The organism is Streptomyces sp. cg40 (assembly GCF_050320165.1).
GTDB lineage: Bacteria > Actinomycetota > Actinomycetes > Streptomycetales > Streptomycetaceae > Streptomyces > Streptomyces hokutonensis.
The window spans coordinates 8,755,525-8,769,256 of the sequence record NZ_CP190128.1 but is presented as its reverse complement, the minus strand read 5'-3'; the positions used below and the strand labels follow the sequence as shown (position 1 = coordinate 8,769,256).

Below are 13,732 nucleotides of genomic sequence, written 5' to 3'. Positions count from 1 at the left end.
ATGCGTCCGGACGCGCAGGGCGCGTGGGTGTGCTCCGAACGGGGGGCTGCTGCGGCATGCCGCACATCGTCGCACGTGGTGGCCTGTACCTCCGAATGGCCCCACCGGCGTGCCGGACAGGCCCCCTTGGGGAGACATGTCCGGCACGCGCGCGTGGTCCGCGTTTTACCGTCCGGCGCTGTCCACGACCGCCGACCACTCGTCCAACAGGGCCTGCGCGGAAGCGTCGTCGGGCCCTTCGGCCCACAGATGGGTGACCGCCTCTGCCGGGTCGGGCAACACCATCACCCAGCGCCCGTCGGTCTCCACGACCCGTACCCCGTCCGTGGTGTCGACAAAGCGATCACCGGCCGCCTCCACGACCCGGCGCATCACAAGTCCCTTGACGGCCCAGGGAGTCGCGAGATCCCGCTTCAGGACGTGCGCCCGCGGAATCCGGGCATCGATCTGGCTCAGCGTCAGTTGAGTCCGCGCCACCAGCCCGATGAGTCGTACGAACGCTGCGGCACCGTCGAAGACGCTGCTGAACTCCGGGATGATGAAACCGGCCTTGCCGTCCCCGCCGAAGATGGTCGTCTCATCGCGACCGACCCTGGTCAGGTCGTCCGGCGAGGTCGTCGTCCACTCGACCTGGGTCCCGTGATACGCCGCCACCTGCTCGGCGATCCTCGTGGTGGTCACCGGCAGCGCCACCCGCCCGCTGCGCCGCTCCGCGGCCACCAGGTCGAGCATCACCAGGAGGGCCCGGTCGTCCTCGACGATCCGCCCCTTCTCGTCGACGAGCGACAACCGCTCACCGACCGGGTCGAAGCGCACTCCGAACGCCGCCCGCGCGGAGGCCACGATCTCACCGAGCCGCACCAGCCCCGAGCGCCGCGTGTCCGCGGTCTCCGTCGGCCTGGACTCGTCGAGACCGGGATTGATCGTCAGCGAGTCCACACCGAGCTTGCCGAGGAGACTGGGCAGCACGAGCCCGGCGCTGCCGTTCGACGCGTCCACCACGACCTTCAGGCCGGAGTCGGCAATTCCGGTCGTGTCGACATTCCGCAGCAGGGACCCGGTGTACGAGTCGAAGACGCTGGCCGGGAAGTGCAGGTCCCCGATCTCGCCGGGGAACGCGCGCCGGTACTCCTGGCGCGCGAACACCCGGTCCAGCTTGCGCTGGCTCCCCTGCGAGAGGTCGGCGCCCTGGCTGTCGAAGAACATGATGTCGACGGAGTCCGGCACCCCGGGTGTGGTCCGGATCATGATCCCGCCGGCACTGCCCCGCGCGGTCTGCTGTCGGGCCACGGGCAGCGGTACGTTCTCCAGGTCCCGCACGTCGATGGCACTGGTCTGCAGGGCCGAGATCACCGCCCGCTTGAGCGCACGGGCGCCTCGGGAGTGGTCGCGGGCCGTGGTGACCGTCGAGCCCTTCTTCAGGGTCGTGGCGTAGGCGCCGGCGAGGCGTACCACCAGCTCCGGAGTGATCTCCACGTTCAGGATCCCGGACACACCGCGCGCACCGAAGAGGTGCGCCTGCCCTCTGGACTCCCAGATGACCGACGTGTTGACGAAGGCGCCGGCCTCGATCGTCTTGAACGGGTAGACCCGCACATTGCCCTGCACGATCGATTCTTCACCGATCAGGCACTCGTCACCGATGACCGCGCCGTCCTCGATCCGGGCGGCACGCATGATGTCGGTGTTCTTTCCGACGACACAGCCACGCAGATTGCTGTGCTGCCCGACGTACACGTTGTCGTGCACGACCGCCCTGTGCAGAAAAGCCCCGGTCTTTACGACGACGTTCGAACCGATGACGGTGTGCTCACGGATTTCGGCGCCGGCCTCAACCTTTGCGTAGTCACCGATGTAGAGCGGCCCGCGGAGAACCGCGTCGGGATGCACCTCCGCACCCTCGGCCACCCACACGCCCGGCGACAGCTCGAAGCCATCGATCTCGACGTCGACCTTGCCCTCCAGGACATCGGCCTGCGCCTTCACATAGCTCTCGTGAGTGCCGACGTCCTCCCAGTAGCCCTCGGCGACAAAGCCGTAGACCGGCTTGCCTTCCTTCATGAGCTGCGGGAAGACATCGCCGGACCAGTCGACCGGAACATCGGCCTCGACATAGTCGAAGACCTCGGGCTCCATCACGTAGATGCCCGTGTTCACCGTGTCCGAGAAGACCTGACCCCAGGTCGGCTTCTCAAGAAAACGCTCGACCTTTCCCTCTTCGTCGACAATAGTGATGCCGAATTCCAGCGGATTGGGCACCCGGGTCAGACAGACCGTGACCAGCGCACCCTTTTCCTTGTGGAAATTGATCAGTTCGGTGAGGTCGAAGTCGGTCAGGGCATCACCGGAGATGACGAGGAAGGCATCGTCCTTCAACGCCTCTTCGGCGTTCTTGACGCTTCCGGCGGTACCGAGTGGCTTCTCCTCATTGGCATACGAGAGCTCCATGCCGAGCTCTTCGCCGTCACCGAAGTAGTTCTTGACCAGCGAGGCCAGGAACTGCACGGTGACTACGGTCTCATTGAGCCCATGCCTTTTGAGCAGCCTCAGCACGTGCTCCATGATCGGTCGATTGACCACGGGCAACAGTGGCTTGGGCATGCTTGAGGTCATGGGGCGAAGGCGTGTGCCTTCGCCTCCGGCCATCACGACGGCCTTCATGTCGGAAGCGTCCTCCTCTGAGAGACGACGGGCTAGCCGACTTCACCAGTCCAGATTGTCCCGCACTTTCGCTCAGCGGGCCATCGAGCGACTGTTACCGCCCCATCGGCAAGGTCAGTCGGCCGTGGCATCCGCACGCAGCAGGCGGCGGACTTGTACCACGTAGAGGACTCCTGCCCACCAGTACAGCGTTGTACCCCATCCGGCGAACGCCCATCCGAAAATCGCTGCGAGTGACGGAAGCCATCCACTTCCGTCACTGAGCAACAGCAACGGGAACGCGTACATCAGGTTGAACGTCGCGGCCTTACCCAGGAAGTTCACCTGCAGCGGCGGATAGCCGTGACGCCTGAGGACGCCCACCACTACCAACAGAACCAGCTCCCGCGCCAGCAGTACCGCGGTCAACCAGATTGGCAGAATCTCGCGCCAGGTGAGTCCGACGAGAGTCGAGAGAATATAGAGCCGGTCCGCGGCCGGATCTAGAAGCCGGCCAAGGCTGCTGATCTGGTTCCAGCGCCGCGCGAGCTTACCGTCCAGGTAGTCGCTGATCCCGCTCAGCATCAGCACCAGGAGCGCCCAGCCGTCGCTCTTGGGCCCTCCGAACTCGGGCCTGAGGATCAACCACAGGAAGATGGGTACGCCGACCAGGCGTGCCATGCTGAGGATGTTCGGGATGGTGAGCACCCGGTCTGTCTGGACGCGGGTCTCCTGGACCTCCACCCGGGGGCCTCCTGTGGGGAAATCGAGCCAACGATGCTCCCTGACCTTACCCCAACGCAAAAAAGCTCTGGCTCTTGGGCTGCGTGCCCAAGAGCCAGAGCTCTAAAAGGAGTTCGGCGGCGTCCTACTCTCCCACAGGGTCCCCCCTGCAGTACCATCGGCGCTGTAAGGCTTAGCTTCCGGGTTCGGAATGTAACCGGGCGTTTCCCTCACGCTATGACCACCGAAACACTATGAAACACATCAACCGCACCGCACGTGACCTGTACGGGGTTGTTCGTGGTTTCAGAACCAACACAGTGGACGCGAGCAACTGAGGACAAGCCCTCGGCCTATTAGTACCGGTCACCTCCACCCCTTACGGGGCTTCCAGATCCGGCCTATCAACCCAGTCGTCTACTGGGAGCCTTAACCCATCAAGTGGGTGGGAACACTCATCTCGAAGCAGGCTTCCCGCTTAGATGCTTTCAGCGGTTATCCCTCCCGAACGTAGCCAACCAGCCATGCCCTTGGCAGAACAACTGGCACACCAGAGGTTCGTCCGTCCCGGTCCTCTCGTACTAGGGACAGCCCTTCTCAATGTTCCTGCGCGCGCAGCGGATAGGGACCGAACTGTCTCACGACGTTCTAAACCCAGCTCGCGTACCGCTTTAATGGGCGAACAGCCCAACCCTTGGGACCGACTCCAGCCCCAGGATGCGACGAGCCGACATCGAGGTGCCAAACCATCCCGTCGATATGGACTCTTGGGGAAGATCAGCCTGTTATCCCCGGGGTACCTTTTATCCGTTGAGCGACGGCGCTTCCACAAGCCACCGCCGGATCACTAGTCCCGACTTTCGTCCCTGCTCGACCCGTCGGTCTCACAGTCAAGCTCCCTTGTGCACTTACACTCAACACCTGATTGCCAACCAGGCTGAGGGAACCTTTGGGCGCCTCCGTTACTCTTTAGGAGGCAACCGCCCCAGTTAAACTACCCATCAGACACTGTCCCTGATCCGGATCACGGACCCAGGTTAGACATCCAGCACGACCAGACTGGTATTTCAACGACGACTCCACCCGAACTGGCGTCCAGGCTTCACAGTCTCCCAGCTATCCTACACAAGCCGAACCGAACACCAATATCAAACTGTAGTAAAGGTCCCGGGGTCTTTCCGTCCTGCTGCGCGAAACGAGCATCTTTACTCGTAGTGCAATTTCACCGGGCCTATGGTTGAGACAGTCGAGAAGTCGTTACGCCATTCGTGCAGGTCGGAACTTACCCGACAAGGAATTTCGCTACCTTAGGATGGTTATAGTTACCACCGCCGTTTACTGGCGCTTAAGTTCTCAGCTTCGCCAAGACGAATCTTGACTAACCGGTCCCCTTAACGTTCCAGCACCGGGCAGGCGTCAGTCCGTATACATCGCCTTACGGCTTCGCACGGACCTGTGTTTTTAGTAAACAGTCGCTTCTCGCTGGTCTCTGCGGCCACCCCCAGCTCAGAGTGCAAAACTCATCACCGGTGATGGCCCCCCTTCTCCCGAAGTTACGGGGGCATTTTGCCGAGTTCCTTAACCATAGTTCACCCGAACGCCTCGGTATTCTCTACCTGACCACCTGAGTCGGTTTAGGGTACGGGCCGCCATGAAACTCGCTAGAGGCTTTTCTCGACAGCATAGGATCATCCACTTCACCACAATCGGCTCGGCATCAGGTCTCACCCTCATGTCATCCGGATTTGCCTAGATGACGGGCTACACCCTTACCCCGGGACAACCACCGCCCGGGATGGACTACCTTCCTGCGTCACCCCATCACTCACCTACTAACCGCTTGGACCGGCGGCTCCACCACTTTCCATTCCCCGAAGGGTCCGGAACGGCTTCACGGCCTTAGCATCACGATGCTCGATGTTTGACGCTTCACAGCGGGTACCGGAATATCAACCGGTTATCCATCGACTACGCCTGTCGGCCTCGCCTTAGGTCCCGACTTACCCTGGGCAGATCAGCTTGACCCAGGAACCCTTAGTCAATCGGCGCACACGTTTCTCACGTGTGTATCGCTACTCATGCCTGCATTCTCACTCGTGAACCGTCCACCACTAGCTTCCGCTGCGGCTTCACCCGGCACACGACGCTCCCCTACCCATCCCAGCCGCCGTTGGGCGTATATGCTGGAATGACACGACTTCGGCGGTACGCTTGAGCCCCGCTACATTGTCGGCGCGGAATCACTAGACCAGTGAGCTATTACGCACTCTTTCAAGGGTGGCTGCTTCTAAGCCAACCTCCTGGTTGTCTCTGCGACTCCACATCCTTTCCCACTTAGCGTACGCTTAGGGGCCTTAGTCGATGCTCTGGGCTGTTTCCCTCTCGACCATGGAGCTTATCCCCCACAGTCTCACTGCCGCGCTCTCACTTACCGGCATTCGGAGTTTGGCTAAGGTCAGTAACCCGGTAGGGCCCATCGCCTATCCAGTGCTCTACCTCCGGCAAGAAACACACGACGCTGCACCTAAATGCATTTCGGGGAGAACCAGCTATCACGGAGTTTGATTGGCCTTTCACCCCTAACCACAGGTCATCCCCCAGGTTTTCAACCCTGGTGGGTTCGGTCCTCCACGAAGTCTTACCTCCGCTTCAACCTGCCCATGGCTAGATCACTCCGCTTCGGGTCTTGAGCGCGCTACTGTATCGCCCTGTTCGGACTCGCTTTCGCTACGGCTTCCCCACACGGGTTAACCTCGCAACACACCGCAAACTCGCAGGCTCATTCTTCAAAAGGCACGCAGTCACGAGAGTGCATGCAAGCATGCACTCCGACGCTCCCACGGCTTGTAGGCACACGGTTTCAGGTACTATTTCACTCCGCTCCCGCGGTACTTTTCACCATTCCCTCACGGTACTATCCGCTATCGGTCACCAGGGAATATTTAGGCTTAGCGGGTGGTCCCGCCAGATTCACACGGGATTTCTCGGGCCCCGTGCTACTTGGGTGTCTCTCAAACGAGCCGCTGATGTTTCGACTACGGGGGTCTTACCCTCTACGCCGGACCTTTCGCATGTCCTTCGCCTACATCAACGGTTTCTGACTCGTCCTGCCGCCGGCAGACGACAGAAGAGAGATCCCACAACCCCGTATACGCAACCCCTGCCGGGTCTCACACGCATACGGTTTGGCCTCATCCGGTTTCGCTCGCCACTACTCCCGGAATCACGGTTGTTTTCTCTTCCTGCGGGTACTGAGATGTTTCACTTCCCCGCGTTCCCTCCACATACCCTATGTGTTCAGGTATGGGTGACAGCCCATGACGACTGCCGGGTTTCCCCATTCGGAAACCCCCGGATCAAAGCCTGGTTGACGACTCCCCGGGGACTATCGTGGCCTCCCACGTCCTTCATCGGTTCCTGGTGCCAAGGCATCCACCGTGCGCCCTTAAAAACTTGGCCACAGATGCTCGCGTCCACTGTGCAGTTCTCAAACAACGACCAACCACCCATCACCCCCGGCTACCACCGGAGTTCACTGGGGCCGGCACTGAAGGCGACCTCACGGCCGTACCCTCAGACACCCAACAGCGTGCCCGGTATCCCCACCGCTCTGATCAGCTTTCCACGCCCCGAAGAGCAGTACTTGCAGCCAGAGACGGCCAGTGACACCGAATAATCAACGTTCCACCCTTGAGCAACCAGCACCGGACGTTCGCCGATGAACTGGCCTCTGACCTCACCCCGGAGGGATCGGTGAGAAGTGCTCCTTAGAAAGGAGGTGATCCAGCCGCACCTTCCGGTACGGCTACCTTGTTACGACTTCGTCCCAATCGCCAGTCCCACCTTCGACAGCTCCCTCCCACAAGGGGTTGGGCCACCGGCTTCGGGTGTTACCGACTTTCGTGACGTGACGGGCGGTGTGTACAAGGCCCGGGAACGTATTCACCGCAGCAATGCTGATCTGCGATTACTAGCAACTCCGACTTCATGGGGTCGAGTTGCAGACCCCAATCCGAACTGAGACCGGCTTTTTGAGATTCGCTCCACCTCACGGTATCGCAGCTCATTGTACCGGCCATTGTAGCACGTGTGCAGCCCAAGACATAAGGGGCATGATGACTTGACGTCGTCCCCACCTTCCTCCGAGTTGACCCCGGCGGTCTCCTGTGAGTCCCCGTCACCCCGAAGGGCACGCTGGCAACACAGGACAAGGGTTGCGCTCGTTGCGGGACTTAACCCAACATCTCACGACACGAGCTGACGACAGCCATGCACCACCTGTACACCGACCACAAGGGGGGCACTATCTCTAATGCTTTCCGGTGTATGTCAAGCCTTGGTAAGGTTCTTCGCGTTGCGTCGAATTAAGCCACATGCTCCGCTGCTTGTGCGGGCCCCCGTCAATTCCTTTGAGTTTTAGCCTTGCGGCCGTACTCCCCAGGCGGGGAACTTAATGCGTTAGCTGCGGCACCGACGACGTGGAATGTCGCCAACACCTAGTTCCCACCGTTTACGGCGTGGACTACCAGGGTATCTAATCCTGTTCGCTCCCCACGCTTTCGCTCCTCAGCGTCAGTAATGGCCCAGAGATCCGCCTTCGCCACCGGTGTTCCTCCTGATATCTGCGCATTTCACCGCTACACCAGGAATTCCGATCTCCCCTACCACACTCTAGCTAGCCCGTATCGAATGCAGACCCGGGGTTAAGCCCCGGGCTTTCACACCCGACGTGACAAGCCGCCTACGAGCTCTTTACGCCCAATAATTCCGGACAACGCTTGCGCCCTACGTATTACCGCGGCTGCTGGCACGTAGTTAGCCGGCGCTTCTTCTGCAGGTACCGTCACTTGCGCTTCTTCCCTGCTGAAAGAGGTTTACAACCCGAAGGCCGTCATCCCTCACGCGGCGTCGCTGCATCAGGCTTCCGCCCATTGTGCAATATTCCCCACTGCTGCCTCCCGTAGGAGTCTGGGCCGTGTCTCAGTCCCAGTGTGGCCGGTCGCCCTCTCAGGCCGGCTACCCGTCGTCGCCTTGGTGAGCCATTACCTCACCAACAAGCTGATAGGCCGCGGGCTCATCCTGCACCGCCGGAGCTTTCAACACCCGCACATGAGTACGGGAGTATTATCCGGTATTAGACCCCGTTTCCAGGGCTTGTCCCAGAGTGCAGGGCAGATTGCCCACGTGTTACTCACCCGTTCGCCACTAATCCCCACCGAAGTGGTTCATCGTTCGACTTGCATGTGTTAAGCACGCCGCCAGCGTTCGTCCTGAGCCAGGATCAAACTCTCCGTGAATGTTTACCCGTAATCGGGTGCACACACACGAGAGCGGAACCCCCGGGCGGAATAGGCCCGACGGTTCACAGCGTCCTCGCTGCATGTTTTCTTCAAAGGAACCTCGCCCCAACCGTGATGGCTGGAGACGGGGTATCAACATATCTGGCGTTGATTTTTGGCACGCTGTTGAGTTCTCAAGGAACGGACGCTTCCTTTGTACTCACCCTCTCAGGCTTTCCTCCGGGCTTCCCTTCGGTGTTCCAAACTCTATCAGTGTTTTTCCGGCCCCCTGACCACCGTCCTGCGAGCATGCAGAAGGTGACCCCGGGATAGGATCTGACAAGTTGGGTGCTGCCAGGTCAAGCAAAGACGCTTGGTCGCGTCGCTCGGCCTCAAGCAGGAGTACGACTGTACATGCGGCCGTAGAGCAGGTGCAAATCGATTAGAGGTGTGGTCTAGACCACTAATCCAGACCTCTCGGGCGGAACCGGTACTACATATGACATACCCTGCTGCTCAGTGTGCCGTCCGGGACAGGCAGTGACGGCTCCATCACACATCCACCCCTGGGAGGCTTCCCATGACCAGCGTGACGTCCCCGCTCGCAGGACGCGCCATCGGACTGACCGAGGTGCCCGATCCGGTCTTCTCCGGGGCCATGGTCGGCCCCGGCACGGCCATCGACCCCGTACGTGAGCCTTCCGAGGCCGTCTCTCCCGTGGACGGAGTCATCGTCTCCCTCCACCCGCACGCCTTCGTCGTCGTGGACAGCGAGGGGCACGGTGTCCTGACCCACCTCGGTATCGACACCGTGCAGCTCAACGGCGAGGGTTTCGAACTGCTCGTCAACAAGGGCGACACCGTGACCCGGGGCCAGAGTGTCGTGCGCTGGAACCCGGCCGCCGTCGAGGCCGCCGGCAAGTCCCCGGTGTGCCCGATCGTGGCTCTTGAGGCCACCGCCGAGTCCCTCTCCGAGCTCCGCGAGGACGGCGATGTGAAGGCCGGCGACAGGCTCTTCTCCTGGGAGTGACGTCAGTGCCGTCGTATGACGGTGTGCAGGACAACCACCGCGGCGGCGGGACCCGCCGCACTATCGGAGACGGGTGAGATGGAGACAACGCTGCGAGGCGTCGGTGTGAGCCACGGTGTGGCGATCGGCGAGGTTCGGCACATGGGGACGGCGGTTCTGGAACCGCCTGCCAAGCAGATTCCGGCGGAGGACGCGGAGCGTGAACAGGGGCGCGCCCGCCAAGCCGTGGACGCTGTGGCGGCCGACCTGATGGCGCGCGGCAATCTGGCGGGGGGCGAAGCCCAGGCGGTACTTGAGGCCCAGGCCCTGATGGCCCAGGACCCCGAGTTGATGACGGACGTGGAGCGCCGTATCTCGGTCGGCAGTACGGCCGAGCGGGCGGTGTACGACGCCTTCGCCGCTTACCGTGCCCTGCTGGCGAATGCCGGTGAGTATCTGGCCGGTCGGGTGGCCGACCTGGATGACGTGCGGAATCGTATCGTCGCCCGATTGCTCGGGGTGCCGATGCCGGGTGTTCCGGACAGCGACGAGCCGTATGTGCTGATCGCTCGTGATCTTGCGCCGGCCGACACTGCGCTGTTGGACCCGGCTCTCGTGCTCGGTTTCGTCACCGAGGAGGGCGGGCCGACCAGTCACAGCGCGATCCTGGCGCGGGCGCTCGGTGTGCCCGCCGTGGTGGCGCTGCCGGGGGCCGGTGAGCTGGCCGAGGGGACGGTTGTCGCCGTGGACGGCAGCACCGGCGAGATCTTCGTGAACCCGAGTGATGAGAAGAAGGCGGAGCTGGAAGCCGCGGCCGCCGCGCGCAAGGCCGCTCTCTCCGCTTCTACGGGGCCGGGGGCCACCTCCGACGGACACAAGGTGCCGTTGCTCGCCAATGTCGGCGGTCCTGCCGACGTGCCGGCCGCTCTGGCGGCGGGGGCCGAGGGTGTGGGCCTCTTCCGTACCGAGTTCCTTTTCCTGGACGACAGCAAGAACGCGCCGTCCGAGGAGAAGCAGGTCGAGGCCTACCGGCAGGTGCTTGAGGCGTTCCCCGAGGGCCGTGTGGTCGTGCGGGTGCTGGACGCCGGTGCCGACAAGCCGTTGGACTTCCTGACGCCTGCCGACGAGCCGAACCCGGCCCTGGGTGTGCGCGGGCTGCGTTCGCTGCTCGACCACCCCGACGTGCTGCGGACTCAGCTGACCGCGCTCGCGAAGGCCGCCGAGGGGTTGCCGGTCTACCTCGAGGTCATGGCTCCGATGGTCGCGGACCGTGCGGACGCGAAGGCGTTCGCGGACGCGTGCCGGGAGGCGGGTCTGCGGGCGAAGTTCGGCGCGATGGTGGAGATTCCGTCGGCCGCGCTGCGGGCGCGCTCGATTCTGCAGGAGGTCGAGTTCCTGTCGCTGGGGACCAATGACCTCGCGCAGTACACGTTTGCCGCCGACCGTCAGGTGGGTGCGGTGTCCCGTCTGCAGGATCCGTGGCAGCCCGCGCTGCTCGACCTGGTGGCGATGTCCGCCGAGGGGGCGAAGGCTGAAGGCAAGAGCTGTGGTGTCTGTGGCGAGGCGGCGTCCGACCCGCTGCTGGCCTGTGTGTTGACCGGTCTTGGGGTCACCTCCCTTTCCATGGGCGCGGCTTCGATTCCCTATGTGCGGTCGACGCTGGCGAAGTACACGCTGGCCCAGTGCGAGCGGGCCGCGCTGGCGGCCCGGGCCGCCGACAGTGCCGAGGAGGCGCGTCAGGCGGCTCAGGCGGTGCTGTCCGGCGAGTAGTTGGGCAGAAGAAGTCGTCCGTCGGCTCTGGTTCAGGGGCGCCTCACCACCGGGTGGGGCGCCCCTGGCGTGTTCAGTGGTGGTGTCCTCCCGGGGGCTGTTCCAGGTCTCCGAGGTCGGGCGGCACGCAGTAGTCGACGCCTGATTCCGGGGAGATGAGGTCTCCGGATTCGACGTCGGTGCAGTAGGCGTCGAAGACCTCGCCTGCGGTCAGGGGTTCCAGGCCGTCGCCGCGCAGGCGCCAGCCGTAGATGCAGTCGGTGGTGTCGGGGCTGGTGGTGCGCATGACGAGGCCGCCGGGGCTTCGGGTGGCGATGCCGAGGGCGAGGACGCTGGTGAATTCGAGGGCTTCGATGTCGTCCAGGTGGGTGGCTCCGTCCTCGTCCTGGTCGGCGTGGAGGGCGCAGACGATGGTTTCGGGTGTTCCCGAGACGCTGCAGACCAGGTGTCGGTTGCCGGGGCGGGCGGTGTCGAGGATGCGGACGAGGAGGCCGGAGGCCCGGGTGAAGGCCGCGCGGCCGATGTCCTCGCCACAGGTGGCGCAGGTGCCGAGGCGGGCCAGGAGTGTGGTCACGTACTCCCAGGTCGCCTGGCGGACGGCCTCGTCGACCAGGGCCGGGAGGAGGTCGGCGAGGGGTTGGCCCTCGTAGGGCAGGGTGGGTCCGGTGGTGGCGAGTTCGGCGGTGAAGCGGGTGCGGCTCGATGAGTGATCGGGGTCCAAGCCGCTGTCGGTGCAGAACTCGGCGTATTCCTGGGGGTCGAAGAGGGCCACGCTGGTGTGGCTGCCCTGGGAGGCTCGGCTCCTGAGGAGTGCCTCCACTTGTTGGAGGTAGGCGGTGTGGTCGTCGAAGGTGAAGCTGCGGTAGCGCCGCATGGCGCGGAAGTCCTGCTCGTCGGTCAACAGGCCGATGGTGCCTGCGATTTCGCGGCGCAGAACGCGTCGCATGGTCTGGTGGTCGGTGTGCGCCATGTTTCCCCCTGTGCGCGATGGATCAATGCTCACTCACAGTAACCGGCGGCACTGACAACGGCGTCCGAGCGAGCGGCTCGCGGACCAGGCGGTGCTGAATCATGCAGGTCAGAGCGATGACGGCGCCGAAGACGGTCCAGCCGAGGGGGCCGGTGGCGATGGCCGCGGTGACCGCGAGTGGGCCGATGCTGCGCTGGGTCGACTGGGCGAGTCCATGGACGCCGAGGTAGGCGCCTTGCGCGGTGCCGGGTGCGAGGGCGACCGAGAGTTCCCACGAGACGGTGGCGTGCAGCATTTCCGCCACGGTGAAGGCGGCTGCCGAGGCGGTGAGGAGCGCGGTCGCGGTGACGGCCCCGCCAGTGGCCGAGAGTGCCAGGGTGGTCCCACCGAGGGCGAAGGCGGCGGAGAGCGGTATCAGCAGCTTGCGGGCGGCCGTGGTTGTGGCGCCGAAGCGGGCCAGGGGGACTTGGAGGGCCACGACCATCACGTTGTTGAGGACCATCAGCAGGGGTGCCAGGCCGTGCGGTGCCTGGCTGGCGTGAGCGATCCACAGTGGCAGGCCGACCTTGAAGACGGCGTCGTCGAGGAAGAGGACGGTCTCGGTCGCGACGTAGGCGAGGTAGGTGCGGTCGCGCCACGGGTTCGGGGGCTTGTCCGCAGGTGGCGCGTCCTTCGATGTCGCGATGACGCGCTGTGGTGACGGGGGTTCGCCGCAGCGCACGGTGAGCGTGGCGACTGCGACGAAGGAGAGGGCGTCGCCGAGCAGGAGCCAGTGGTAGGCGGCGGTCGTGCCGAGGGCGAGGGCGGCCGCGGCGGCGAGACCGCCCAGGGCCCAGCCCGCGTTGGCGACGGTACGGCTGATGGCCTGGTAGCGGATGCGGTCCGGTCCGGCCACGCGGGTGGCGTAGAGCTTGGTGAGCACGTTGGCGGCGCGGTCGCCGAAGCCGCCGGCGGCCGAGAAGGCGATCAGGAGGACGTAGTCGTCCGTGGTGAGCAGGGCGAACGAGGCGAGGGCGCGCAGGAGTTGGAGGGCGGTGAGGACGCGGGTGAGCGGGAAGCGGTCGGCGAGGCGACCGCCCAGGGGTGCGCCGGCGATGCCGATGGCTCCCGCGATCGCGGCGAGGGTGCCGACCTGGGCGACGGAGAGATGTGAGACGTAGGTGAAGTACAGGACGGACACGGAGGCCCACAGACCGCTGCCGGTGCGGTCGACGAGGGCGATCGCGAGCATTCTGCGGCCGTCGCGCCCTCCGGGTATGCGTTTCGGCCGTGCGGCTGGGCGGCGGGTCGTGCTCACTGCTCCCCCTTGCATCTCATTATGTATTGATACATAGTTGATGA

6 protein-coding genes and 3 rRNA genes are annotated in these 13,732 nt (G+C 63.7%); 2 read left to right on the top strand and 7 right to left on the bottom strand.

Annotated features, from left to right (window positions below; genetic code table 11):
* Positions 1–165 precede the first annotated feature (165 nt).
* The 5 genes from ACQHII_RS39630 to ACQHII_RS39610 form a co-directional block, all read right to left on the bottom strand.
* Positions 166–2,661 carry a mannose-1-phosphate guanyltransferase gene (locus ACQHII_RS39630; RefSeq protein ID WP_019075736.1) on the bottom strand — a complete coding sequence of 832 codons (2,496 nt, stop codon included), beginning with the start codon at positions 2,659–2,661 and terminating at the stop codon, positions 166–168.
* Positions 2,662–2,775: 114 nt separating this feature from the next.
* The gene (locus tag ACQHII_RS39625; protein ID WP_427923759.1) at positions 2,776–3,384 is read right to left on the bottom strand and encodes a CDP-alcohol phosphatidyltransferase family protein; all 609 of its coding nucleotides are present in this window, start codon (positions 3,382–3,384) and stop codon (positions 2,776–2,778) included.
* Positions 3,385–3,495: 111 nt separating this feature from the next.
* Positions 3,496–3,612: ribosomal RNA gene (gene rrf, locus ACQHII_RS39620) — 5S ribosomal RNA — on the bottom strand.
* Between the two features lie 87 nt (positions 3,613–3,699).
* A 23S ribosomal RNA gene (locus ACQHII_RS39615) occupies positions 3,700–6,822 on the bottom strand.
* A gap of 312 nt (positions 6,823–7,134) precedes the next feature.
* A 16S ribosomal RNA gene (locus tag ACQHII_RS39610) occupies positions 7,135–8,660 on the bottom strand.
* Together the 16S, 23S and 5S rRNA genes form the textbook arrangement of a ribosomal RNA operon.
* 562 nt (positions 8,661–9,222) lie before the next feature.
* Here ACQHII_RS39610 and ACQHII_RS39605 point away from each other — a divergent pair.
* Together ACQHII_RS39605 and ptsP are read left to right on the top strand one after the other, a co-directional pair.
* On the top strand, positions 9,223–9,672 hold the full coding sequence (locus tag ACQHII_RS39605) for a PTS sugar transporter subunit IIA (protein ID WP_359614162.1): 450 nt from the start codon (positions 9,223–9,225) through the stop codon (positions 9,670–9,672).
* Positions 9,673–9,750: 78 nt separating this feature from the next.
* A complete protein-coding gene (gene ptsP, locus ACQHII_RS39600) occupies positions 9,751–11,421 on the top strand; it encodes a phosphoenolpyruvate--protein phosphotransferase (protein ID WP_427923758.1) in 1,671 nt (556 codons plus the stop codon).
* A gap of 73 nt (positions 11,422–11,494) precedes the next feature.
* On the opposite strand, the gene ACQHII_RS39595 is transcribed toward ptsP, so the two are convergent.
* Positions 11,495–12,391 (bottom strand): hypothetical protein, encoded by an 897-nt coding sequence (locus ACQHII_RS39595; protein ID WP_427923757.1) that lies wholly within the window; start codon positions 12,389–12,391, stop codon positions 11,495–11,497.
* A 22-nt stretch (positions 12,392–12,413) separates the two neighbouring features.
* Positions 12,414–13,622 (bottom strand): MFS transporter, encoded by a 1,209-nt coding sequence (locus ACQHII_RS39590; RefSeq protein ID WP_427923756.1) that lies wholly within the window; start codon positions 13,620–13,622, stop codon positions 12,414–12,416.
* Positions 13,623–13,732 lie beyond the last annotated feature (110 nt).